This window comes from Ruegeria sp. CG11, from assembly GCF_056537245.1.
This window is the reverse complement of sequence record NZ_JBQFRE010000005.1, coordinates 191,078-215,026: the sequence shown is the minus strand read 5'-3', so window position 1 is coordinate 215,026 and position 23,949 is coordinate 191,078. Positions and strand designations below refer to the sequence as shown.

Sequence of the window (23,949 nt, the reverse complement as noted above, 5' to 3'; positions counted from 1 at the left end):
TGGCGCGGTTTGCCCCCACGACTGACCAACTAAACAGACACATCAGGATCGGAGCGCGATTCATGTCCATCCCCCAATCCGGCGGCGGGCCGATCGAACGCCATGAGCAACTGGCCGAATATCTGGAATCGGGCTGTAAGCCCAAGCAGGATTGGCGCATCGGAACCGAGCATGAGAAGTTCGGCTATTGCAAAGACACCCTGAAACCGCTGCCCTTTGAAGGCACCCGCTCGATTGTTGCGGTGCTTGAGGGCCTGCGCGACCGCCATTGCTGGGCCGAAGTGCGCGAAGGCGACAAGTTGATCGGTCTGGAAAAGGACGGCGCCAATGTCAGCCTCGAACCCGGTGGCGCTCTGGAGCTGTCGGGTGCTCCGCTGGAGACCATCCACGAGACCTGCGATGAGGTGAACACCCACCTGCGCGAGGTGAAGGACATCGCCGATGAGATTGGCGTGGGCTTCATCGGTCTGGGCGCGGCTCCGATCTGGACCCATGACGAGATGCCGCTGATGCCCAAGGGCCGCTATCGGCTGATGAACGACTATATGGAGAAGGTCGGCACCATGGGCCGCGCCATGATGCGACGCACCTGCACGGTTCAGGTCAATATCGACTTCGGGTCCGAGGCCGACATGGTGCAGAAACTGCGCGTGGCACTGGCCCTGCAGCCGGTCGCGACGGCGCTGTTCGCCAATTCTCCGTTCTTCGAAGGTAAAGTGAACGGCCAGAAAAGCTGGCGCAGCTATATCTGGCGGCATCTCGACGATGCACGTACGGGCATGCTGCCGTTCGTGTTCGAAGAAGGCTTTGGGTTCGAACGCTACGTGCAATACGCGCTCGATGTGCCGATGTACTTCGTCTACCGCAATGGCGAGTACATCAACGCGCTGGGCATGTCCTTCCGCGACTTCCTGCAAGGCAAACTGCCCGCGCTTCCGGGTGAGACACCGACCCTGTCTGATTGGGCCGACCACCTGACCACCGCCTTCCCCGAAGCGCGTATCAAGAAATTCATGGAGATGCGCGGCGCCGATGGCGGTCCGTGGCGGCGCCTGTGCGCCTTGCCCGCCTTCTGGGTTGGTCTGACCTACGATCAAGGCGCGCTGGATGCGGCCTGGGATTTGGTTAAAGGCTGGGACGCGGAAACGCGCGAAGCCCTGCGGGTTGAAGCCGCCAAGGACGGGCTGCAGGCGCAGGTTGGCAACATCAATATGCATGACCTGGCGCGCGAAGTCGTTGCGATCTCTGAGGCTGGTCTTAAATCTCGCGCCTTCCCCGGTGCGGGTGGCCTTGTGCCCGATGAAACGCATTTCCTGAACGCGCTGAAAGATAGCCTCGAGTCTGGCAAGGTTCCGGCTGATGAGTTGCTGGAACACTACAATGGCGACTGGACTGGCGACCTGACGCGGGTGTTCCCGGAATACAGCTACTGATCCGCTCAGTCCGGGTTGCATTCGCGGGGCTGGCCCGCTAGCAGGTTCCCGACCAAATTCAGAGGGCGTCATGGACGATCTTAAGGCAAAATATCTGGGCCAAATCGCCGAGGCTGGCGACGAAAACGCGCTTGAGGCGATCCGCGTCGCCGCCGTGGGCAAAAAAGGCGAGGTCGCGCTGAAGATGCGCGAGCTGGGCAAAATGACGCCCGAGGAACGCCAGGTCGCAGGCCCCGCGCTGAACGCCCTGAAGGATGAGATCAACTCGGCCCTGTCCGCCAAGAAATCCGCGCTGGCCGATGCCGCGCTGGATGAGCGTCTGCGCACCGAATGGCTGGACGTCACGCTGCCGACCCGCGCGCGCCGTCAGGGCTCGATCCATCCGATCAGCCAGGCGACCGAGGAACTGACCGCGATTTTTGCCGAACTGGGCTTCTCGGTGGCCGAAGGGCCGCGGATTGAAGACGACTGGTACAACTTTGACGCCCTGAACATCCCCGGCCACCACCCCGCGCGGGCCGAGATGGACACGTTCTACATGCACCGCGCCGAGGGCGATAACCGCCCGCCGCACGTGCTGCGGACGCATACGTCTCCGGTGCAGATCCGCTCGATGGAGAAACAGGGTGCGCCGATCCGCGTGATCTGTCCGGGCGGCGTGTACCGCGCCGACTATGACCAGACCCACACGCCGATGTTCCATCAGGTCGAAGGTCTGGCCATCGACAAGGATATCTCGATGGCGAACCTGAAATGGGTTCTGGAAGAGTTCGTGAAAGCGTTCTTTGAGGTCGACGATGTCGAGCTGCGCTTCCGCGCCTCGCACTTCCCCTTCACCGAGCCGTCGGCCGAGGTCGATATCCGTTGTTCCTGGGACAACGGTCAGCTGAAGATCGGCGAGGGCGACGACTGGATGGAGATTCTGGGCTCGGGCATGGTCCACCCCAAGGTGATCGCCGCCGGTGGCATCGACCCCGAGGTCTATCAGGGCTTTGCCTTTGGCATCGGCATCGACCGTCTGGCGATGCTGAAATACGGTATTCCTGATTTGCGTGCGTTCTTTGATTCCGATCTGCGCTGGTTGCGGCACTACGGCTTCGCGGCGCTGGATATGCCGAATCTGCATGGTGGTTTGTCGCGTTGAAATTCCACTTTCTGAGCGTCAATCGCGGGAGGTATTTGTGCCGCGAATATGGGTCGTTTTGTGATAGCTCTGATGGATATCTGCAAAGCTGCCCGCTTTGTTCCAATCAAAGCTCCGGCGTTTGGGAGCAAAACCGGGTAGATCGCGCCTTGCAGATTTTAGGTAATATTCAAGCGAGATCTCAAAGGAGCCTTGCAGTCGCAACTGGATTGTTGGGTGTTGTCGGTTTGGCTGGTTTACTAGACAAATTTGCAGGTTTGGAAGCAACGGCACAATTGAACAGCTTCGTACCGGCTCTGCTTGTTGGTTTTTGCGCTTTGCTTGCGTCGGTTTTGTTTTTCATGCTGTCGATGAAACACATGGACGTGACCATGAATCGTCGCTTCAGGTCTCTTGAAATTGACCAGTGGGAAGCTCAGATTTCAGGGTTCATAGGACAGGTTGAAAGACATCATTCAATAGCAACTTTTTTTCTTGGCGCTGCCATTATGGTTATTGCCGCGGGGCTCTTAGCGCCACCATTGTGGAAAGAGTTAATTGCATTTGCGTCTTGGATTTGCGGATTGAAGTAAAATGCGCGGAGCAGCGGCCGACAGGCCGCCGCGCCATCGCCAGACCGCACGCACGGGTTGGCGAATTGTCTCCGCAAGCGCTCCGTTTGAACGTCACGCGAATTTGGCCAGCATAAATCGCCCACCATAACGCGAGGATCGCCACCCCGCCGGTCTGGCGACAGCGCGGCTTGTCACTCGCCCCCACGGGGTTGTTAAGTGACAGCGGGCGTGGGGGCGGTAGGCTCCGGCCTATGATGTACCGACTGATTTTCATTCTGATGCTGATGGCCTCTCCGGCGCTGGCAGCGCGGGAGTGTCATGGGGATGCCGCCTGCCTGTTGGGCGACCGCTCGTATCATGTGCTGGAACCCGATGGCTGGGACGGGCAAAGCCCTCTGCCCGTATTGCTGCATTTCCATGGCTGGTCGCGGCAGGGGACAGTGGTGGTGAACCATGAACGCATCGCAGGGGCGACAAAACTGCGCGGCGTGTTGTTGGTGGCCCCCAACGGGTTGGGTAAAAGCTGGAATTTCTGGTCGGCGGATACCGGGGATGTGCCTTTTGCCGACCGGGTGCTGGAGGATGTCGCCAAGCGTTATCCGGTTGATCCGAAGCGCATCTATGTCTCGGGCTATTCCTTTGGCGGCGCGATGGCGTGGCGCTATGTCTGCCAGTCGGGCAATGACACGGCGGCGCTGCTGGCCGTTGCGGGCAGTATCCGCCAGACGGAAGCCTGCCCCGAAGCTCCGCGCGAGGTGCGCCATGTGCATGGGCTGGACGATACGGTGATGGATTTCCCCTTTGGTCCCGGTGGGGATACGACTTATCCGGTAGCGCTGTGGCGCGAGAAATACAATTGCAACGGTGCCACCCCGCGCGGGGATTGGAGCGTGAAGCCGTTCCTGACGCTCAGCCGTGTGGAGTGGACCGATTGCGCGCAGGGGCAGGTGGTGCTGGACACCCATCCCGGCGGGCATTTCATCCCTCATGGCTGGATCGGCTGGCAATTGGACGAGCTTTTGGGCCGCACCCCCACCTATCCGTGACGCGCAGCGCTTGCACCCCGGCGCAATCTTTGCCATTGCCTGTGCCGACTGGATGTTTGCCAAAAAAGGCCCCGTGCAATGAAATTCACTCTGTCCTGGCTGAAAGACCACCTCGACACTGATGCTTCGGTTGATGAGATCGCTGAAGCGCTGACCGATCTCGGGCTTGAGGTCGAAGAGATCGTGAACCCGGCGGACCGGCTGGCGGGCTTTACGCTGGGCTACGTGAAACACGCCGAGAAACATCCTGACGCCGACAAGCTGCGCGTCTGCAAGGTGGACACGGATGAGGGTGAGCTGCAGATCATCTGCGGTGCCCCCAACGCGCGCGAAGGCATCACCGTCGTGGTCTGCAAGCCCGGCATGTATATCCCCGGCCTGGACCTGACCATCAGCGTCGGCAAGATCCGCGGTGTCGAAAGCTTTGGCATGATGGCGTCCGAGCGCGAGCTGGAGCTGTCGGACGAGCATGACGGCATCATCGAGCTGCCCTCGGGCGAGGTGGGTGACAAGTTCATCGACTGGCTGGCCGAGAATGAGCCGTCCAAGGTCGACCCGATGATCGAGATCGCGATCACGCCGAACCGCCCGGATGCGCTGGGCGTGGCAGGCATTGCGCGCGATCTGGCGGCCCGTGGTGTGGGGACGTTGAAAGAGCGTGACTATGTGCCGGTGCCCGGCGATTTCGAAAGCCCGATCAAGGTCACCATCGACGAGGATACTCTGGACGGCGCGCCGCATTTCACCGGCCGTCTGATCAAGGGTGTCAAGAACGGCCCCAGCCCGCAATGGCTGCAGGATCAGGTGAAGGCAATCGGTCTGCGTCCGATCTCGGCTTTGGTGGATATCACCAACTACATGACCTTCGACCAGAACCGCCCGCTGCACGTGTTCGATGCGGACAAGGTACAAGGCAACCTGCGCGTTCACCGCGCCAAAGGTGGCGAGAAACTGGTGGCGCTGGATGAGAAAGAATACACCCTGCAGCCGGGCATGATGGTGATTTCGGATGACAAGGGTCCCGAATCCATTGCCGGTATTATGGGCGGTGAGGAAACCGGCTGCACCGAGGACACGGTGAACGTGTTCCTTGAAAGCGCGTTCTGGGATCATGTGCAGATCGCGCTGACCGGTCGTGCGCTCAAGATCAACTCGGATGCGCGGTACCGGTTCGAACGTGGTGTCGATCCGGAATACACGCTGGAAGGGTTGGAGCAGGCGACGCAGATGATCCTGGATATCTGCGGTGGTGAGGTGTCGAAGGTGGTTGAGGCGGGCAAAGCCCCAAACCACGCGCGCGCCTACAAGCTGGATGCGGAACGTGTGCAGTCCCTGGTCGGCATGGATATCCCCGAAAGCGAACAGCGCCAGACCCTGACCCGTCTGGGCTTCCGTCTGGAAGGTGAGATGGCCCATGTGCCCAGCTGGCGCCCCGATGTGATGGGTGAGGCTGATCTGGTGGAAGAGGTCGCGCGGATCGCGTCCCTGACCAAGTTGCAAGGTAAACCGCTGCCGCGTATTTCCGAAGGTATCCCGAAACCGGTGATGACCCCGACACAGCGCCGTCAGTCGATGGCGCGGCGTACCTGCGCGGCGCTGGGCTACAACGAATGTGTGTCCTATACCTTTATCGATCAGGCCTCGGCGGCTCTGTTTGGTGGTGGGGATGCGGCGACACAGCTGGAAAACCCGATCTCATCCGAGATGAGCCACATGCGCCCGGATCTGCTGCCCGGTCTGCTGCAGGCGGCTGCCCGCAATCAGGCGCGCGGCTACGCAGATGTGGCCCTGTTCGAGGTCGGCCCGGTCTTCCACGACGGAGAGCCCGGCGATCAGAAAACCCAGATTACCGGCCTGTTGGTCGGTCGCAATGGCCCCAAGGACGTTCATGGGGTCTCGCGCTCGGTTGATGTATTCGACGCCAAGGCCGATGCCGAGGCCGTGCTGGCCGCCATCGGTGCGCCCGCCAAAGTGCAGATCCTGCGTGACGGGGATGCCTGGTGGCATCCGGGCCGTCACGGCAAGATTTGCCTCGGCCCGAAAAAGGTGCTGGGCGTGTTTGGTGAACTGCACCCGCGCATTCTGCAGGCGATGGACATCAAAGGCCCGGCGATGGCGTTCACCATCTGGCCGGACGAGGTGCCTCTGCCCCGGAAATCCGGTGCCACCCGGGCGGCGCTGGAACTGCGCGACCTGCAAGCGGTCGAGCGTGACTTTGCCTTCGTCGTCGACGAGGGTGTCGAGGCGCTGGCGCTGGTGAATGCTGCAGCGGGGGCCGATAAAGCGTTGATCGAGGATGTGCGCGTCTTTGACGAATTCATCGGTGGCAGCTTGGGTGAGGGCAAGAAATCTCTGGCCATCACGGTACGTCTGCAACCGACCGACACGACGCTGAAGGAAAAAGACATCGAAGCGGTGGCCGAGAAGATCATCACCAAAGTCACCAAGGCGACGGGCGGAGTGCTTCGCGGTTAAGCTGACTGTTTACATGACCTATCAAAGAAGAAGGGGCTCCGCATTCGGAGCCCCTTTTAGTTTTGTAGACACCTGATCAGTACGAGATTTTCCCGTGTAGAAAGTCTTTCCAGTTATCAATGTGGGTCCATTTTTCGGCAAATCGCTCACCAAACGTGTTTGCAAAGGCTTCAAGGTAGGCGTGATCAGCAGACGGCATTGCCTCTCCTTTGCGATCACCCGAAGGTATGCGCAATGTATCCGGGTCTTTGTAAGCGGGCGTGCGTGCTGGGTTGTTGCTTCCGTTGTCTTGGTAGATTTGATCCAATAACGACATTAAGTACTGAGTACGCGCTTCGTCGGCCAATCGATGGCATTCTCTTTTGTCGATGCTGTAGCGTAAATCCAAAACTTCTTGTTGAAGATTGTGTATCTCTTCCCGAAGCTCCTCATTCGTCGCGGTTTCAGCGTTGATGCGCTCTTGCTGCGCAACCGCGTGGGCAACGACCTGACCAATCCCCTTGGCCATGTCTTTCATATCCCGGTTGTTCTGATTTAACTTGGTGATCGATGCCTGCCGAACAAACCCGTCAAAAAAACCGCCCATAGTACCGTCCTTGCCATACGCTCCGTTGTTGCCACCTGAAGGTGGTCTCGGAAACTGTTTCAAATCATTGCTTTACCCGAACTCTGTCGAAAATTGCGAGAGTGGTCAACGACCGCTTCAACTTTTGCGGTTTCGGTCCGTTTATCCGATCCCTCTCTTGGGTTGTCGCAGCAATAGCACTAGGGTCGCCGCAAAAGGTTAAAGGAGACACGCATGGGCCTGAACGTTTACCTCTCTGGCGAAATCCATACCGACTGGCGCGAACAGATCATCGACGGCGCGCAGGGGTTGGATATTACTTTCAACAGTCCTGTAACGGATCACGATGCCAGCGATGATTGCGGCGTGGCCATTCTGGGGGCTGAGCCGAACAAGTACTGGCATGACCACAAAGGCGCGATGGTCAACGCGATCCGCACCCGCAAGGGCATCGCGGATGCAGATGTGGTCGTGGTCCGGTTTGGCGAGAAGTACAAGCAGTGGAACGCGGCCTTTGACGCGGGCTATGCGGCGGCGCTGGGCAAGTCGCTGATCGTGTTGCACGGCCCCGATCACCAGCACGCGCTGAAAGAGGTGGATGCCGCCGCGCTGGCCGTGGCCGAAGAACCGAACCAGGTTGTTGAGGTGCTGCGTTATGTGCTGACCGGAAAGCTGCCCGGTTAGGAAAAAACAAAAAGGATCATAATCGCCTGCGCGAGCGGGAGTGGTTATGTTGACCCTGTTGCTCGACGGGGAAAACCGGGGAAACTGACACCTAGACCAATGCCCGGTTTTTGCTAAAAGCTTCGGCAAATCCCGCGCGAAAGACGCGGGTTTCTTATTGTGGAAAGGAAAGTCGCGTGGATGAGGTCGTAACACAGGTGAATGCGTTTGCGCCGCTGATCATTAATGCGGTCAAGGCGCTGATCGTTCTCGTTCTGGGCTGGATCGTGGCCGGAGCGGTCGGAGGTTTTGTGCGTCGTCGGATCAACGCGACCCCGCATATTGACCCGACGCTTGGCAATTTTATGGCCAGCTTGGTCAAATGGGCCATTCTTGCGATGGTTCTGGTCGCCGTACTGGGGATTTTCGGAATCCAAGCCACCAGCATCGTTGCCATTCTGGGTGCCGCATCGCTGGCCATCGGTCTGGCGCTGCAAGGGACGCTCAGTGATTTGGCGGCCGGTGTCATGTTGGTGGTCTTCCGCCCGTACAAGCTGGGTCAATACGTTGATATTGGCGGTACAGCAGGGACGGTGAAGGACCTGAACCTTTTCACCACAGAACTGGTGACGCCGGACAATGTGCAGATCATCGTACCCAATGGCCAAAGCTGGGGCTCGATCATCACCAACTATTCGGCCCATGACACGCGGCGTGTCGATCTGGTGTTTGGCATCGACTATGGCGACAGCGCGGACGAGGCGATGAAGATCATTCTGGACGTCGCCAAGGCGGACCAGCGAATTCACAGCGACCCCGAGCCTTGGGTGCGCGTAACCAATCTAGGCGACAGCTCGGTCGACCTGACCGCGCGCCTGTGGTGTGCTGCAGCGGATTATTGGGACGTGAAGTTCGAAATCACCAAAGCGGTGAAAGAGGGGTTCGATGCCAAAGGTGTGTCGATCCCGTATCCGCATTCGGTGGAGATCCACAAACAGGCGTAAGCCTCCCGCCCGTCGATCGGGCATTGAAATGCCCTCCTCCGGTTGGGCCCGGCGCCGCGCTGATCGCGCGGCGCCGTTTCGTTTGTGAGACCGTTGGGTCAGACACAACAACGCCGCGCTTTTGGCGCGGCGTTATGCCCAAGCCTGTAAAGCGCCCTTTGGAAAAGGACGCTATTTGAGGCGGGAGTGCTATTAGTTCAGCAGAGTTGTCGGATCGACAACGTCGATGTTGAGGGCGGTGCCAACGGCTTCGTAGGTCAGCTTACCGGCGTGGACGTTCAGACCTGCCAGCAGGTGAGCATCGTCCATGCAGGCCTGTTTCCAGCCCTTGCTTGCCAGCGACAGCATGAACGGCATGGTAGCGTTGCCCAGTGCGATGGTGGACGTACGTGCAACCGCGCCGGGCATGTTGGCGACGCAGTAGTGCATGATGCCGTCAACTTCGTAAACCGGCTCGGCGTGAGTTGTCGCCTTGGAGGTTTCGAAGCAGCCGCCCTGGTCGATCGCAACGTCAACCAGTGCCGCGCCGGGTTTCATGGTCGACAGCTGTTCACGCGAGATCAGCTTGGGAGCAGCAGCGCCCGGGATCAGAACCGCACCGATGACCATGTCGGCATCCTGGATCAACTCAGCGGTCGCACCGGCTGTCGAGTACTGGTTCTTGAACTGACCGCCAAACACGTCGTCCAGATAGCGGAGGCGCGGCAGCGAGCGGTCCAGAACAGTGACATCTGCGCCCATGCCGGCTGCGATTTTGGCTGCGTGCGTGCCGACAACACCACCGCCAATCACGATCACCTTGGCTGGACCCACGCCCGGCACACCGCCCATCAGAACGCCGCGTCCGCCATTGGCCTTTTGCAGAGTCCACGAGCCGACCTGAGGCGCCAGACGACCGGCAACCTCGGACATCGGCGCCAACAGGGGCAGGCCGCCATTTGCATCGGTCACGGTTTCATAGGCAATCGCGGTACAGCCCGATTCCAGCAGGTCATGTGTCTGATCCGGGTCCGGTGCCAGGTGCAGATAGGTGAACAGCAACTGGCCTTCGCGCAGCATCTTGCGCTCGACTGCTTGCGGTTCCTTGACCTTGACGATCATGTCGGCGGTGGCAAACACCTCTTCCGCCGTGTCGATGATCCGCGCGCCTGCGGCGATATAGGCGCCATTGTCAAAGCCCGAGCCGATCCCGGCATTGGTTTCGATCAGGACCTCATGGCCGCGTGCAACGGCCTCTTGCGCGGCGTTGGGTGTCATGCCGACGCGGAATTCCTGGGGTTTGATTTCCTTGGGGCAACCGATTTTCATTTTTGCTCCTCCATTCATAAACTGCTTAAATAATGGGCACTCCCGGGCGCAATTTCTGTGAAACTCTGCCCGCGATTTGACTTTTCTTTGGGAGAATTTCCGCTAAATTGCCAAATCTCTGCAAAGGAATTGCGTCAATGAGCGTAGATACGACGGATAGAAAGATTTTGGCGGCCCTTCAGCGTGACGGTCGCATGTCGAATGCGGAACTTTCCGAGCAGGTGAATCTGTCTCCATCGGCTTGCCATCGGCGGGTGCAGCGGCTGGAGGCCGACGGGTATATCCGCAATTACGTGGCGCTGCTGGATGCGCGCAAGATGAATGTGCCGACGACGGTGTTCGTCGAAATCACGCTGCAGGGACAAGCCGAAGAGCTTTTGGACGCGTTCGAAAAGGCCGTGGCCCGTATTCCCGATGTGTTGGAATGCCATCTGATGGCGGGTACGGCGGATTACATCCTGAAGGTCGTTGCCGAAAATACCGAGGATTTCGCCCGCATCCACCGCCAATACCTGTCACGCTTGCCGGGGGTGGCGCAGATGCAAAGCTCATTCGCGTTGCGCACGGTGTTCAAGACCACTGCTTTGCCGGTGTGATGTTCAGACCGGACCGGGATAGGTGAACAGGGCCAGATGCAAGGCGTTGAAGCCGAAATGCATCAGAACCGGGACCCAAAGCCGTCCGGTCGCAAAGTAACCCAGCCCGCAGGCCGCCCCGAGGATCGAAGCGAACACCACCAGCGCCGGGCCACCGCCCGCGTGGGCCAGGCCGAATAACAGGCCGGCCGCTGCGATCCCGAAGGCGGCCCCGGTTTTTGAGGTTATGATCGATTGCAGATAACCGCGAAAAAAGGCCTCTTCGGTCAGGCAGGTCAGAAACAGGTTCGATAATGCGAAAACCAACCACCACGGGGGCAGGCCGACCTCGGGCCGCACCGCGCCTGTGGCAAGCCCCAACAGGAGCAGCGAGGGCAGCAGTAGCAGGCCGACCACCAGTGGTGCGGGTTTGGTCGGCTTTGCACCTTGGATCATTGTGGGCCAAACCAGCAGGACGGCGAACAGAACCAGCGATTTGTCCAGATTCAGATACATGGTGAAGGCGGTGCTGCCCGCCCCGGCCTGAACCTGATCCAGGACCAGCATGTTGTGAAATCCGGGAACCAGGTGCGCGCCCAAAGCAAGACACCACAGGATCAGCGCCAGATGCCCCGCCAGAGCCGCAGGCCCGGACAGGTGTCGCAGTCCTGCAGCCCCCAGCAATCCAAGGCTTGCAATCCCCGCCGCCAGCGGTGTGACCAGCCCAAGTGCCAGAGCGATGCATCCGAGCATGGCCAGCAAAGTCAGGCCCAGCCCCCGTCGACCTGACACTGCGCCCGTTTGCGCGGCAATCAGGATGAGCCAGGGCCAAATAACGGGTAGAAGGGACAGAAAATGCGTCACGGTCGTCTCATGCTTTGACGGGCCAGTTTTGCCGTTGGATTGTGGTCCGTGGCAAGGGTGGAAACGGCAGCTTTACGCCAACCCGTTGGCAATGCGTCAATTCTGACGCTTGTATCCCACCGCTTGCGCGTTCAAATAGGGGAAGGCCGAACGCCCGCCTGCGTTGCATGTATCAGCGTCCGCAGCGCGTAATTGGCGAGGGTTTCATCAATTTCTCTGATGACATCAGGCGGTTACACGCGCCCTGTACGGTCCGGACCCGATAGACGATAAGGATGTAACCTTGGCTTACGAAAACAATGATGCCCCCAAAGACTGGCTGGAAGCCGAGTTGGAAGACACGCTGGACGAAGATTTCGAAATTGAGTTCAGCGAGCCCATGCTCTCGATGGAAGTCCGTAAGATCTATAAAGACCAGCATCCAGACATGCTGGATCGCAAAGTCTATTTCCGAAACCTGCTGCGACTGCAGGCTGAGCTGATCAGAGTTCAGGATTGGGTGCAACACACTGGTGCCAAGGTGTGCATCCTGTTCGAAGGTCGCGACAGTGCGGGCAAAGGCGGCGTGATCAAGCGCATCACTCAGCGCCTGAACCCGCGGGTGGCCCGCGTGGTCGCCCTGCCTGCGCCCAGCCGTCGCGAGCAAAGCCAGTGGTATTTCCAACGCTATGTCCCGCACCTGCCGGCAGCGGGTGAGATCGTTCTGTTCGACCGCTCGTGGTACAACCGCGCCGGGGTCGAACGGGTGATGGGTTTTGCCAGCGACGATCAGGTCGAGCAGTTCTTTCAGGACGTTCCCGAATTCGAACGGATGCTGGTGCGGTCGGGGATCATCCTGCTGAAATACTGGTTCTCGATCACGGATGAAGAACAGCAGTTGCGATTCCTCATGCGTATCCATGACCCGATGAAACAGTGGAAGCTGTCACCGATGGATCTGGAGTCCCGCATCCGCTGGGAGGCCTACACCAAGGCCAAGGAAGACATGCTCTTCCGCACCAACATCCCCGAGGCGCCGTGGTACATTGTCGAAGGCAATGACAAGAAGCGCGAACGCCTAAACTGTATCGAGCATCTGCTGACCAAGATCCCCTACACGGATGTGCCGCAGGAAAAGGTCAATCTGCCGGACAGGCGCTACAACCCGGAATACGAACGCCGTGTTCTGCCGGATGAGTTGCACGTGCCCAAGATTTACTGATCACAAATAAATACGCCCCCGAGTTCGAGGGCGTTTTTCGTTTGGTGCGTTGATATTAAGAAAGCAATCAAAGAAGCGCAAACTCATCGTTTCTACGCGTCAGATCGGGGCGCTGTTGCAGCGCCCCGCAGTTGTGCGCGTGCTTAGATGAAGTCCACCACGCACATAGAGTCGAAGGACGCGAAGTTGAAAATATCGTCCTGCATTTCCGAACCCGTATCCGTTGAGGTGTCAGGATCGAACGGAGAGTCATCGAATTTGCCCCAGCTCCACTGAAAGTCAATCTCGACAGCTTTTGTTTCTTTCAACGTTGAAGCGTTCAGTTTGAATTCATCGGCCATGTCCCGCAAGTCATTGACCATTGCCTCGATCTCAGCAAGAAACTCACCTACGTCAAAATAATCGCCTGCCGGGGTTTCAGCAATGTCTGTTTCAGGCGCTTCCTCTACCGGTTCCTCGGTTTCAGTGACGTCTGTTTCGGGTGCTTCCTCTACCGGTTCCTCGGTTTCGGTGACGTCTGTCACGGGTGCTTCCTCTACCGGCTCTTCGGTTTCGGTGACGTCTGTAGCGGGCGCTTCCTCTACCGGCTCTTCGGTTTCGGTGACGTCTGTTTCAGGTGCTTCTTCCACCGGCTCTTCGGTCTCGGTGACGTCTGCAACAGGCTCTTGCACCACGGGCTCTTCTGCAACAGGTTCTTCTACCGGCGGGATTGGCGCGGCGCCGTTGTCCAGCACCACAGTGCCGTCGGTAGTGGCAAAGTTCTGGGTCACCATGACGGCGTCCCAACCGTTGTATTCGCCTTCTACGATCCCGATGCCAATGTATTCGAAATCAGGGTTCAGGATATTTGCTCGGTGGCCCGGGCTGTCCATCAGGCTCTGGTGCAACTGCTCTACATCATCGCTGATGCCCGCCGCGCCGCGCTCTGACTGCCATGCGATGTTTTCACCCGACCGCCAGCTGCCGGAAAAGTCAAAGCCAGCGTCCCGCATGCGCTCGGTCGCGCTGGAACCGTTCGATCCGGTGTGGCTGAATGTATCGGTGTCCAGCATCCAGGTGCTGTGATCCTCTGCCGAATCGTTCAGGCGGGTTTCAAGTTTGAGTGGGTTCAAGCCGCGAGATGTTCGCTCTTCGTTGATCAACGCCAGCATTTCTTGCTCGAATGTACTTGCAGTCGACATGGTGCCTCCAGTTTGAGTGGTCGTCTGTGCAGACGGGGCCAATTACAGGGGGCACTGGATGGACTAACAGGGAGAGCATTTAATTAGGCGAAATCCGGCAAGCGTGTGCTGCCTGTACAAGATTCGCTGCGCTGCTATTTGCCGGTCAAAACGCCAACACGCCGAATGTGGCAGATAACCGCTTATGTCGGTGACTTTGTCGGCGGCATGTAACTTCTGCCTGAAACGACAAACCCCCGGGCGGAGCCTCGGGGGTCGTCAAATAGTGTCATCCAAAGCTGGACGAGGAAAGTCTTAGAGCAGACCTTCGCGCTGGGCTTTCTTGCGTGCCAGTTTACGGGCACGGCGGATCGCTTCAGCTTTCTCGCGCGCTTTTTTCTCGGACGGTTTCTCGAAATGTTGCTTCAGCTTCATTTCACGGAACACGCCTTCGCGCTGCAGCTTTTTCTTCAGGGCACGAAGCGCCTGATCGACGTTATTGTCGCGAACACTAACCTGCATGTGGTTGTCACCACCTTTCTAGATAGAGTTGCAAGGAAATTGCAGGAGTTGGCCGTATAGCAAAGCCGATGTATCTTGTCTAGTACTGGCCCCGAGAACCGGAGAACCGCCATGACCCTTACCTATGAAGATGCAAAACAACAGCTTTTGGACGCGATGCTGATCCATGTGCCGTTTGATGGCTGGTCCGAGGCCAGCTTTCGCGCCGCGATCACCGATTGCGATATGGATGAGGGTCTGGCGCGGGCAATCTGCCCGCGTGGGGCGGTCGATCTGGCGCTGGCCTTTCACGCGCGGGGCGATGCGGCGATGGTGGAACGCCTGAAATCCACCGACCTAAGCGAGATGAAGTTCCGCGACCGTGTGGCCGCCGGCGTCCGGTTCCGGCTTGAGGCTGTGCCCGACAAGGAACTGGTGCGCCGGGGGATGACGCTGTTTTCCCTGCCAACCCATGCGGCGGACGGGGCCAAGGCGCTGTGGCAGACCTGCGACCTGATCTGGGACACGCTGGGCGATACCTCGGACGATGTGAACTGGTACACCAAACGCGCGACCCTGTCGGGGGTATATTCCTCGACCTTGTTGTTCTGGCTGGGCGATGATTCTCCGGATCACGAAAAAACGTGGGAGTTTCTGGATCGCCGCATCGACAACGTCATGCAGTTCGAAAAGCTCAAAGCGCAGGTGAACGACAATCCGCTGTTCAAGCCGTTCCTTGCGGTGCCGAATTGGTTCGCCAGCCAGGTGAAGCCACCAATGAAAATGCGCGCTGATCTGCCCGGGATGCTGAACCCGCGCAAGTAAGCATCTGGGCCTTCCGGAAATTGCCTGCTAGGCATTGGGCAAAGGAGGATTTGCCCATGACCCAGACGATGCGCGCCGTAGAAATCTCGCAGCCCGGCGGCCCGGATGTTCTGCAACTGACCGAACGCCCGATCCCCGAGCCGCAAAACGGCCAGGTGATCCTCAAGGTCGCTTGTGCGGGGGTGAATCGCCCCGACGCGTTGCAGCGAGCAGGGGCCTATGATCCGCCTCCGGGCGCCAGTGATCTGCCGGGGCTTGAGGCGTCGGGCGAAGTGGTTGCCGTAGGCACCGGGGTCGAAGGGTTTTCGGTTGGCGATCAGGTCTGCGCGCTGTTGCCCGGTGGCGGATATGCCGAATACGTAGCCACTCCCGCCGCGCATTGTCTGCCGGTTCCAAAGGGCATGGGAATGAAAGAGGCTGCTTGCCTGCCCGAGACCTTCTTTACCGTCTGGTCCAACGTCTTCATGCGTGGTGGGCTGAAGGCTGGTGAGCGGTTTCTGGTGCATGGTGGGTCCAGCGGCATCGGTACAACGGCGATCCAACTGGCCCATGCCTTTGGCGCCCGGGTCTTTGCCACCGCCGGATCGGACGAGAAATGCGAGGCCTGCGTCAAGCTGGGCGCCGAGCGGGCGATCAACTACCGCGATGAGGATTTCGTCGGGGTCATGAGGGCCGAAGGCGGCGCAAACCTGATCCTTGATATGGTGGGCGGCGATTATATCCCCCGCAACGTCAAAACGCTGGCCGAGGATGGCCGTCTGGTGCAGATCGCCTTTCTGCAGGGGCCGAAGGTCGAGCTGAACTTTGCCCTGATGATGGTCAAACGCCTGACCCTGACCGGCAGCACCTTGCGCCCGCAAAGTGATCTGGCCAAGGCGAAAATCGCTCAGGAACTGCGCGAGGCGGTCTGGCCGTTGCTGGAGGCCGGGAAGGTAGCCCCCGTCATGGACAGCGAGTTCGAACTGGCGGAAGCCTCAGCGGCACATGCGCGGATGGAAAGCTCGGGCCATATCGGCAAGATCGTCCTGAAGGTCGCGGGTTAATCGGGCTGCGCGGGCTTGTCCCGCGCGCCTTCCGTCAGGCCACCGCGCGGCGATACAGGTGCCATGTGGCGTGACCCAGAACCGGCATCACCACGATCAGTCCCAGCATCATTGGGATTGCGCCAAGGACCAACAGGGCAGCGACGATGAAGCCCCATGCCAGAATCACTCCGGGATTGTGGCGCAGCACCCGAACCGAGGTCACGACCGCCACCGGCAGTCCCACCTTGCGGTCGAGCAGCAGCGGAAAGCTGACCACGCTAATGGCCAGCGCGACCAGTGCAAACAGGAACCCGACCGCGTTGCCGAAGATGATCATTGTCCAGCCCGCGCCGGTGGTGAAGACCTGCGTGACAAAGGCACCGACGGATGTGGGCAGGTCGGGGCCCAGCGTGTGGACATAGATGCTCTGCGCGACCATCAGCCAGATCAGCAGCCACATGACCAGATAAAAGCCCAGCATCAGGATTGCGCCGAAAGACGGTGACTGGAACACTCCGAACGCGTCCAACCAATGGACCTCACCCCCCTGTTCGCGTTTGCGGCTGATTTCATACAGGCCGACCGCTGCGACCGGGCCAATCAGGGCAAACCCCAGAATCAGCGGTGCCAGCAGCGGCACCATGTTGCGGTTCAGGCCGAACCCGAACATCAGCAACCCCGCAATGGGGTAGATCAGCACGATGAATATGGCATCGGCCCTTGTTTCCAGAAAATCGTTATATCCTGCCCTCAGACAGGCGCGCAGGTCCTGCATCGTCAAGGTCTGTACCTTTGGCAGGTGCTTGGTATCCGCGCTGCCGATACGGTTCACACTTTCTGCAATATGATCGCCGGTCGCCCCGATGTGCTGGGCGGCCCAGCTGATCGGATTTCCAATCGTTTTGGCCATCGTCATCCCCTCCCTTTGCGTGTCTGCGCAGCAGGGTGATTCCGGCATCGGTTGCCCTTGGCCGGACCAGCCGGCAACGCCTGAACGCCAGTATAGCACATTTTTTCGCGTTGCGGTTGCGTGGCGCGGAATCGTGCCGATTGCCCTTATTTTCAGGCGTGTTAGCTTGGGTTCAGGCAACAGGAGGTGAGCATGCAGCAAACGGCAAGAACGGTCGTCATAAAAAAACATGGCGGCCCTGAAGTTCTGAAGATTGAAGATCGAGTTTTTGGCAACCCCGGACCTGGAGAAGTTCGCATCCTCCAACGCGCCTGCGGATTGAATTTCATAGATGTCTACCAGCGCACGGGGCTGTATCCAATGGAACTGCCGCACGCTTTGGGCATGGAAGCTTCAGGTGTGGTTGACGCCGTCGGTGAGGGCGTCACGCATCTGGAATACGGTCAGCGCGTCGCGTATGCCGCAGCACCGTCCGGTGCTTATACCGAGGCACGTGTTATGCCCGCCGCGCAGGTTTGCCCTCTGCCCGATGGGATTCCTTATGATGTGGCGGCGGCGGCGATGCTTAAGGGGATGACGGTGGAATACCTGTTTCACCGCACCACGCCGCTGAAACGCGGGGATACAGTGCTGTTTCACGCGGCGGCGGGGGGTGTGGGGCTGATTGCCTGCCAATGGGCCAAATCCGAGGGGATCACCCTGATCGGCACCGCCGGAACCGATGAAAAATGCAGTCTGGCAAAGTTCAACGGTGCCGCCCATTGTATCAATTACCGCACCGAAAACTTTGCCGAACGCGTGGCCGAGATCACCGGCGGCCAGAGGGTGGATGTCGTGATGGACTCGATCGGGGCGGATACGTTCACCGGGTCGCTTGACAGCCTCAAGCCACTGGGGATGATGATTTCCTTCGGCAACGCTTCGGGGCCGGTGCCGTTGATGGATATCGGGATGCTGGCCAAGAAGGGTTCGCTCAAGATCACCCGGCCGACCCTGTTCACCCATATATCCGATCACGCGGTCTGTCAGGCGATGGCCCGGCGCCTGTTCGGCAAGGTCGAGGGCGGAGAGGTCAAAATCCATATCGACCAGCGATTTCCGCTGGATCAGGTCGCCGAAGCCCACCGCGCGCTTGAGGCGCGACAGACCACCGGCAGCACGGTTCTGGAACCCTAGCGAACAGGACCCGGCCTATGGGGTCGGGTCCGGTGAACGCCTATCCTTCGATCAGAACCTGTAGGCCGCGCGCACCTGCACGGTGGTTGCGTCAACGTCGATGCCGGTACGATCGAAATTGCTGAACTCGTGATAGAGAATCTCACCGCCAACGCTGATGTTCGGAGCAACGATCTGTTCGTAGCCTGCCCCGATGAACCAACCATCTTCGCTGCCCAGGTTGTCGGTTCCAGCTTCGGCAAAGCCGCCGACACCGTACAACAATCCCTTGGAGGTTACCTTGTAGCCCGCGCGCGCCTTGACGCGCCAGACGTCCTCGACCTTGACGCCGGGGGCCAGCCCGATACTAGTCCAGTCATAGTCGAAACCAAGGCCGACAACCCAATCGCTCAGGTCGTAGTCGTAGCCGAGGATGATACCGCCGATCACACCGTCGCCGTCGACACCCGAGACATTGGTGTCAATATCGGCGTAACCCAACTGCAAACCACCATAGAAACCGGTCCAGTTGCCCGAGGACTGCGCCGTTGCCGCTCCTGCGGAAAGGGCCGCAATAATTGAGACGAGAAGAAACTTACCTTTCATGCTTTGTCCTTTCATCGGAAATGGCCTGCAGCAAATCCGCGCTGCCTGTGTGTCTGTATTGATCACTACGGTCCGGTTTCACGACCGGATCACAGTTTGTTCGAATATTCCGACCCGAAAAATGCGCCACATTCGTAATCCGTGGCGGCACAGGCCCGTTGAAACTGGGCACGTCCTTTCCTTTAAATGTAGGTCTGCAAAAAGAGTGTTTCAAACGACAATCGGCGGCAGAGTGATCCGCCGCCGATCTGACTGGTTCTGTCAGCAGTTTATTGCTGCAATTCTGCCGGAGATTTGTCGGCAATGGTTTCCCAGTTGGTGCTGGCTTGCTCGATAAAGCCGGGGATGTCGCCTTCCCAGCGTTCCTGAATGTCCTGCGACAGGTTCAGGTACAGTTTGTTGTCAACGATTTTCCAATAGGTCGGGTCACCGTCGAACTTGAAGCCCATCGCGGCACCAAAGGCGCAATAGCCACCGTAGGCAGGCAGGTAGGCTTCGGGGTTTTCTTCGAACGCGACTTTGTTTTCCTCAGTGGCAAAGCGGTACAGCGCGTCATTGTGCAGCGCGGTGATGCGGTAATCGCCCTTGGTCGGCTCACCCGCGGTGAAATAGGCAACCGGGTCGTAACCCTGCATCGCCAAACCGGTCGAGCTTGCGTTCAGCTCAACACCTGCGGCCAGGGCCGAGCTTGCGATTGCAACGGACAGCGCGACGCCGCCAATGATGGATTTGATCTTGTTCATTGTTTTCACCTTTCGTGAAACGGGTGGTCCGGCGGCGCCGAAATTGCGCCAGGACACCCCTTGGGATTTTTGTCAGTGCGACCGGTAATTGGCCGTCACGCAACCGAAGTGGGCAATCCCGCCATCACGTTCAAAACAATCAATCGTGAATGTGCGGCGACGAAGGGGCGCTGTTCAAAATTGCGCATTTCCGCCTCAGGTGTCGGGCTCGAACGCAACCACGAAAGCTATGACTTTCTCGGCGGGCATCTCGCAGGGGCGTAACAACGCGCCACTGCTGTCGGTCAGGTAGAGGTTCAGGCTGATGTAATCGCCGCCGCCCAATTCATGCGCAACCAGCTTATGGGATTTACCGCCAGCCAATTCCGTCCGACTGACGATATACCGCCTGCCTTGGCTCTGCCCGATGGACGAGCCAAGTGGGATGGCAAAAAACGCGGATAGAAATTCGTCCGGGGCGATCAAGACTGGCCGATTTTGGGTTCGGTCCCGGCCTTGATCCGCGCCAGGTTCGCGCTGTGGCGCCAATAGACCAGCATGGTCAGGATGATGCCCAGGAAAAAGGTCGAACCATCCGTCAGCAGTAGCACCCAGAGGGTCGACGTTGCCGCGGCGACCAACGCGCCCAGCGAGGAAATCCGCCAGATAGCGGCGGCGACCAGCCAGCTCAGGCAGCAGGCCACGCCCACGCGCCAGTCCAGCGCCAGCCACAGGCCCAGAAAGGTGGCCACGCCCTTGCCGCCTTTGAATCCCAGCCAGACTGGGAAGCAATGGCCCAGAAACGCGGTCAGGGCGGCGATCTGGGCGGCGTCCTCTCCAGCCAGCGCACGGGCCAGCAATACGGCGGCCGCACCCTTGGCGGCATCAAAAACCAGCGTCAGCGCGGCGGCGGGCTTGTTGCCGGTGCGCAAGACATTGGTAGCCCCGATATTGCCCGATCCGATATTGCGCAGGTTGCCCAGCCCCATGACCTTGGCAATGATCATGCCGAACGGGATCGACCCCATCAGATACCCAATCGCGGCCCAGAGGATCAGCTGCGTCATCGTGCTGTCGAGTAGGGGCATCAGGTTCTCCGGTAAACTTCTTGGCCTGCCACATAAGTTGCGGTGACCTTACCCTGCATCCGCTGGCCGTCAAACGGGGTGTTCTGCGATTTCGATTTTAATGAAAACCGGTCAAGCACAAAGGGCACATCCGGGTCGAACAGCACCAGATCTGCGGGCGCGCCCTCGGCCAGACGGCCGGCGTCCAGCCCCAGCCGTTTTGCCGGGTTCAGAGCCATGGCGCGGAACAGGGTGGGCAGGTCCAACTGGTCCGAGTGATACAGCCGCAGCGCCGCAGGCAGCAGCGTTTCCAGCGCCACCGCGCCCGAGGCTGCCTCTTCAAACGGCAGGCGTTTGCTTTCCTCGTCCTGCGGCGTGTGCATCGAGCTGATGATGTCGATCAGCCCGGACCGTACTGCGTCGATCACCGCCTGCCGGTCGTCTTCGGACCGCAGCGGCGGTTTGACCTTGAAGAAGGTGCGATAGTCGGCGACGTCCAACTCGTTCAGGGTCAGATGGTGGATCGAGGTTCCGGCGGTGATGTCCAGCCCGTTGCGCTTGGCGCGCTCCAGCGCGGGCAGGGCGCGGGCAGTGGTGATCTGGTCGGCGTGATAGGCAGCTCCGGTCATTTCCAGCAGCGCGATGTCGCGGTCCAGCCCCATGCGTTCCGCCATCGGTGACACCGCAGGCAAACCCCGCAGGGCGGCGAACTTGCCGCTGGTGGCCGCCGCGCCATTGCTCAGGCCCGGTTCCTGCGGGTGCGCAATGACCAGCGCACCGCAGGACCGTGCATAAGTCAGCGCGCGGGAAAACACCTTGGTATTGGCGATGACGTGATCGCAATCGGTGAAGGCGACGGCCCCGGCATCCTGCAGAAAGCCGATCTCGGTCATTTCGCGCCCTTCGCGGTTCTTGGTCAGGGCGGCCATGGCCAGCACGTTCACCGGCGCATCCGCCTGCGCGCGCCGGGTTGCGAATTCCAGCGTTTCAGGCGTGTCGACGGCAGGCAGCGTATCGGGGCGGGTGACGATTGTGGTCACCCCTCCGGCAGCGGCGGCCAGACCGGCGGATTTGTAGCTTTCCTTGTGGCGCTCGCCCGGTTCGCAAACCTTGACGCCGATATCGACGATCCCGGGGGCCAGACAGTGGCCGCCGCAGTCAATGACCTGCGCGTCCAGGGCCGGGGCATCGCCTTCACCGCGCGCGGCAATCCGGCCTTCGGCCATCTGCAGCCAGCCGATGCTGTCCGTGCCGGATTCCGGGTCGATCAGGCGGGCGTTGGTAAAGATCAGATTGCTCATGCCATGGCCCTTTCGATTGCGGCTTTGGTGGCGGCCGGGTCCGCCTGGTATTTGATCAGTTGTTTGTCTCCGCCCTTGGTGACGATCTGGACGAAGCTTCCAATGGTGTTGACCGTCTGTATCTGGTTCAGCGCCACTTTGCGCGGACCGGGGCCGGTGAGGGTGGTGTCGGTCATCTCCCACGTGGCGACCAGCTCTTCGGAGGCTAGGTACCACGCGCGAATGCTGATGGCCGCAAGGCCTGCGGGCGCGCCGGTCCAGGGATAGGGGTTGCCGATCAGCCAGAGAATGATCATCGCGCCTGCCATTGCAAAGGCGGCCAGCCATGCGTTGGTGCGGAAATAAGCGCCTTTGTCGGGGGCGAAGGTCACAGGATCAGCCACAGGGCACCTCCGATAGCCAGCAGGATCACCAGCGCCAGAATGGCCGAGCCGATGCGGCGGGGCCGGTCATCTTGTGGCACAGCTTGCGGCGCCGAGAACGGCTTGGCGCTTTCAGTTTCAATCGGGCCGCCAGTCCAGTTGGTGGCCTCTTCCGTGTAAAGACCGGCCAGGTGCAGCCTCGGGTCCGGCGTCAGCGTTGCAGCTCGGTCGCCAAAGGCGGCGCTGCGCACGACCATGACCCAGCCTTCGATGGCCTCCAGCGCGCTGCGGTCCAGTTGATCGGCCGAGACGCCGCAGCCCTCGTTAAGGTAGCCATAAAGCCCAAGGTCTTCGAGGTCCGAGACCGGAAAGACGTCGATCTGGCCCGGGTCAAGCCCTGCCACCCCCAGAGCCTGACCGGCAGCGCCCGGTTCGCGCAGGAACTTTGCCTCTTCCGGGCGCATATCCAGCGTGAACAGGCGGATCACGCCGCGTTCATGGGGGGCGACGGTCAGATCGCTCATGCGGCGTCTCGCAGGTTGCGGGCCAGCAATTCCATCGCGGCCATGCGGACGGCCACGCCCATCTCGACCTGTTCCTGAATGACCGATCGATTGATGTCATCTGCCAGCGTGCCGTCAATCTCGACCCCGCGGTTCATCGGGCCGGGATGCATGACGATGGCGTCGGGCTTGGCCAGCGCCAGCTTGGCGGCGTCCAGACCGTAGCGGTGATAGTATTCGCGTTCCGAGGGAATAAAGCCGCCGTCCATCCGCTCTTTCTGAAGCCGCAGCATCATGACGACATCGACGTCTTTCAGCCCTTCGTTCATGTCGTCGTAAATCTCGGCGCCGAAGTCGGCGAACTGGCCGGGCACCAGCGTCGGCGGGCCAATCAGACGGATACGGTTTTCCATCTTGCCCAGCAGGATCAGGTTCGACCGTGCGACGCGGGAATGTGCAACGTCACCACAGATCGCGATGTTCAGACGGTGCAGACGCCCCTTGGCCCGGCGGATGGTCAGCGCGTCCAGCAGGGCTTGCGTCGGGTGTTCGTGCCGCCCGTCGCCTGCGTTCAGCACAGCGCAGTTCACTTTCTGCGCCAGCAGATCGACTGCGCCGGAATGCGGATGCCGGACCACCAGAAGATCGGGGTGCATCGCGTTCAAAGTCATTGCCGTGTCGATCAGGGTCTCGCCCTTTTTGATCGAACTGGCCTGCATCGCCATGTTCATCACATCCGCGCCCAGCCGCTTGCCCGCCAGTTCGAAACTGGCCTGCGTCCGGGTCGAGTTTTCAAAGAACATGTTGATCTGTGTCAGCCCCGACAGCACGTCGGAATGCTTGGTCGACTGGCGGTTCATGTCGACGTATTTCTCGGCCAGATCGAGGATGGCGGTGATATCGGACTGCGACAGATGCTCGATGCCAAGAAGGTGACGATGGGCGAAACGCATGGGCGGGCTCCTGTCTGACAATCGAGC

At 59.8% G+C, this 23,949-nt stretch carries 26 protein-coding genes; 12 read left to right on the top strand and 14 right to left on the bottom strand.

The features are described 5' to 3' along the window. The first annotated feature begins 62 nt into the window (after positions 1-62). From ACR0KW_RS14145 to pheT, 5 genes are all read left to right on the top strand, one after another. Positions 63-1,433: a glutamate--cysteine ligase gene (locus ACR0KW_RS14145; RefSeq protein WP_480805549.1), complete on the top strand. Its 1,371-nt coding sequence runs from the start codon at positions 63-65 to the stop codon at positions 1,431-1,433. A 70-nt stretch (positions 1,434-1,503) separates the two neighbouring features. Then, on the top strand, positions 1,504-2,577 hold the full coding sequence (pheS, locus tag ACR0KW_RS14140) for a phenylalanine--tRNA ligase subunit alpha (RefSeq protein ID WP_170327268.1): 1,074 nt from the start codon (positions 1,504-1,506) through the stop codon (positions 2,575-2,577). Positions 2,578-2,612: 35 nt separating this feature from the next. Then, the gene (locus ACR0KW_RS14135; RefSeq protein WP_480805548.1) at positions 2,613-3,149 is read left to right on the top strand and encodes a hypothetical protein; all 537 of its coding nucleotides are present in this window, start codon (positions 2,613-2,615) and stop codon (positions 3,147-3,149) included. A 233-nt stretch (positions 3,150-3,382) separates the two neighbouring features. Further along, positions 3,383-4,177, top strand: coding sequence for a CE1 family esterase (locus ACR0KW_RS14130; RefSeq protein ID WP_480805547.1), 795 nt, complete (start codon positions 3,383-3,385; stop codon positions 4,175-4,177). A gap of 78 nt (positions 4,178-4,255) precedes the next feature. Next, positions 4,256-6,652, top strand: a complete 2,397-nt coding sequence (pheT, locus tag ACR0KW_RS14125; protein WP_480805546.1) for a phenylalanine--tRNA ligase subunit beta — start codon at positions 4,256-4,258, stop codon at positions 6,650-6,652. 76 nt (positions 6,653-6,728) lie between these two features. Here pheT and ACR0KW_RS14120 read toward each other — a convergent pair whose 3' ends face one another. Beyond that, positions 6,729-7,238 carry a hypothetical protein gene (locus ACR0KW_RS14120; RefSeq protein WP_480805545.1) on the bottom strand — a complete coding sequence of 170 codons (510 nt, stop codon included), beginning with the start codon at positions 7,236-7,238 and terminating at the stop codon, positions 6,729-6,731. A 213-nt stretch (positions 7,239-7,451) separates the two neighbouring features. Here ACR0KW_RS14120 and ACR0KW_RS14115 point away from each other — a divergent pair, with 213 nt between their 5' ends. Continuing rightward, positions 7,452-7,901, top strand: a complete 450-nt coding sequence (locus ACR0KW_RS14115; RefSeq protein WP_480805544.1) for a YtoQ family protein — start codon at positions 7,452-7,454, stop codon at positions 7,899-7,901. A 176-nt stretch (positions 7,902-8,077) separates the two neighbouring features. Beyond that, positions 8,078-8,884, top strand: a complete 807-nt coding sequence (locus ACR0KW_RS14110) for a mechanosensitive ion channel family protein (protein ID WP_480805543.1) — start codon at positions 8,078-8,080, stop codon at positions 8,882-8,884. Positions 8,885-9,076: 192 nt separating this feature from the next. On the opposite strand, the gene ald is transcribed toward ACR0KW_RS14110, so the two are convergent. Then, positions 9,077-10,192, bottom strand: coding sequence for an alanine dehydrogenase (gene ald / locus ACR0KW_RS14105; protein ID WP_480805542.1), 1,116 nt, complete (start codon positions 10,190-10,192; stop codon positions 9,077-9,079). A 137-nt stretch (positions 10,193-10,329) separates the two neighbouring features. Here ald and ACR0KW_RS14100 point away from each other — a divergent pair, with 137 nt between their 5' ends. After that, complete coding sequence (locus ACR0KW_RS14100; protein ID WP_170327260.1) at positions 10,330-10,788, top strand: Lrp/AsnC family transcriptional regulator; 459 nt, start codon at positions 10,330-10,332, stop codon at positions 10,786-10,788. A gap of 3 nt (positions 10,789-10,791) precedes the next feature. Here the strand turns inward: ACR0KW_RS14100 and ACR0KW_RS14095 are convergent, their stop codons facing one another. After that, positions 10,792-11,631: a CPBP family intramembrane glutamic endopeptidase gene (locus ACR0KW_RS14095; RefSeq protein ID WP_480805541.1), complete on the bottom strand. Its 840-nt coding sequence runs from the start codon at positions 11,629-11,631 to the stop codon at positions 10,792-10,794. A gap of 283 nt (positions 11,632-11,914) precedes the next feature. Here ACR0KW_RS14095 and ppk2 point away from each other — a divergent pair, with 283 nt between their 5' ends. Further along, a complete protein-coding gene (ppk2, locus tag ACR0KW_RS14090; RefSeq protein WP_170446355.1) occupies positions 11,915-12,832 on the top strand; it encodes a polyphosphate kinase 2 in 918 nt (305 codons plus the stop codon). 143 nt (positions 12,833-12,975) lie between these two features. Here the strand turns inward: ppk2 and ACR0KW_RS14085 are convergent, their stop codons facing one another. Further along, complete coding sequence (locus ACR0KW_RS14085; protein ID WP_480805540.1) at positions 12,976-14,013, bottom strand: CAP domain-containing protein; 1,038 nt, start codon at positions 14,011-14,013, stop codon at positions 12,976-12,978. 294 nt (positions 14,014-14,307) lie between these two features. Then, positions 14,308-14,514, bottom strand: a complete 207-nt coding sequence (rpsU, locus tag ACR0KW_RS14080) for a 30S ribosomal protein S21 (protein ID WP_005614280.1) — start codon at positions 14,512-14,514, stop codon at positions 14,308-14,310. Positions 14,515-14,625: 111 nt separating this feature from the next. Between rpsU and ACR0KW_RS14075 the strand changes: the two genes are divergently transcribed. Together ACR0KW_RS14075 and ACR0KW_RS14070 are read left to right on the top strand one after the other, a co-directional pair. Next, positions 14,626-15,318, top strand: coding sequence for a COQ9 family protein (locus ACR0KW_RS14075; RefSeq protein ID WP_170327255.1), 693 nt, complete (start codon positions 14,626-14,628; stop codon positions 15,316-15,318). Between the two features lie 56 nt (positions 15,319-15,374). Next, on the top strand, positions 15,375-16,361 hold the full coding sequence (locus ACR0KW_RS14070) for an NAD(P)H-quinone oxidoreductase (protein ID WP_480805539.1): 987 nt from the start codon (positions 15,375-15,377) through the stop codon (positions 16,359-16,361). A gap of 34 nt (positions 16,362-16,395) precedes the next feature. Here ACR0KW_RS14070 and ACR0KW_RS14065 read toward each other — a convergent pair whose 3' ends face one another. Continuing rightward, the gene (locus ACR0KW_RS14065) at positions 16,396-17,253 is read right to left on the bottom strand and encodes a DUF2189 domain-containing protein (protein ID WP_480805538.1); all 858 of its coding nucleotides are present in this window, start codon (positions 17,251-17,253) and stop codon (positions 16,396-16,398) included. Between the two features lie 192 nt (positions 17,254-17,445). Between ACR0KW_RS14065 and ACR0KW_RS14060 the strand changes: the two genes are divergently transcribed. Continuing rightward, positions 17,446-18,429, top strand: a complete 984-nt coding sequence (locus ACR0KW_RS14060; protein WP_480805537.1) for a quinone oxidoreductase family protein — start codon at positions 17,446-17,448, stop codon at positions 18,427-18,429. Positions 18,430-18,480: 51 nt separating this feature from the next. Here ACR0KW_RS14060 and ACR0KW_RS14055 read toward each other — a convergent pair whose 3' ends face one another. The 8 genes from ACR0KW_RS14055 to ACR0KW_RS14020 form a co-directional block, all read right to left on the bottom strand. Then, complete coding sequence (locus ACR0KW_RS14055) at positions 18,481-19,014, bottom strand: outer membrane protein (RefSeq protein ID WP_480805536.1); 534 nt, start codon at positions 19,012-19,014, stop codon at positions 18,481-18,483. A 269-nt stretch (positions 19,015-19,283) separates the two neighbouring features. Then, positions 19,284-19,757 carry a YHS domain-containing (seleno)protein gene (locus ACR0KW_RS14050; protein ID WP_480805535.1) on the bottom strand — a complete coding sequence of 158 codons (474 nt, stop codon included), beginning with the start codon at positions 19,755-19,757 and terminating at the stop codon, positions 19,284-19,286. Between the two features lie 195 nt (positions 19,758-19,952). Beyond that, positions 19,953-20,222: a hypothetical protein gene (locus ACR0KW_RS14045; protein WP_170327249.1), complete on the bottom strand. Its 270-nt coding sequence runs from the start codon at positions 20,220-20,222 to the stop codon at positions 19,953-19,955. After that, positions 20,219-20,824, bottom strand: a complete 606-nt coding sequence (plsY, locus tag ACR0KW_RS14040; RefSeq protein ID WP_480805534.1) for a glycerol-3-phosphate 1-O-acyltransferase PlsY — start codon at positions 20,822-20,824, stop codon at positions 20,219-20,221. Before plsY ends, ACR0KW_RS14045 begins: the two co-directional genes overlap by 4 nt. After that, positions 20,824-22,104, bottom strand: a complete 1,281-nt coding sequence (pyrC, locus tag ACR0KW_RS14035; protein ID WP_480805533.1) for a dihydroorotase — start codon at positions 22,102-22,104, stop codon at positions 20,824-20,826. Before pyrC ends, plsY begins: the two co-directional genes overlap by 1 nt. Further along, positions 22,101-22,487, bottom strand: coding sequence for a hypothetical protein (locus ACR0KW_RS14030; protein WP_480805532.1), 387 nt, complete (start codon positions 22,485-22,487; stop codon positions 22,101-22,103). The genes pyrC and ACR0KW_RS14030 overlap by 4 nt, the downstream gene beginning before the upstream one ends. Next, positions 22,472-22,990, bottom strand: coding sequence for a hypothetical protein (locus ACR0KW_RS14025; RefSeq protein WP_480805531.1), 519 nt, complete (start codon positions 22,988-22,990; stop codon positions 22,472-22,474). Before ACR0KW_RS14025 ends, ACR0KW_RS14030 begins: the two co-directional genes overlap by 16 nt. Continuing rightward, entirely contained in the window at positions 22,987-23,922 is a 936-nt protein-coding gene (locus ACR0KW_RS14020) for an aspartate carbamoyltransferase catalytic subunit (RefSeq protein ID WP_170327245.1), read from the bottom strand. Before ACR0KW_RS14020 ends, ACR0KW_RS14025 begins: the two co-directional genes overlap by 4 nt. Positions 23,923-23,949: the final 27 nt, after the last annotated feature.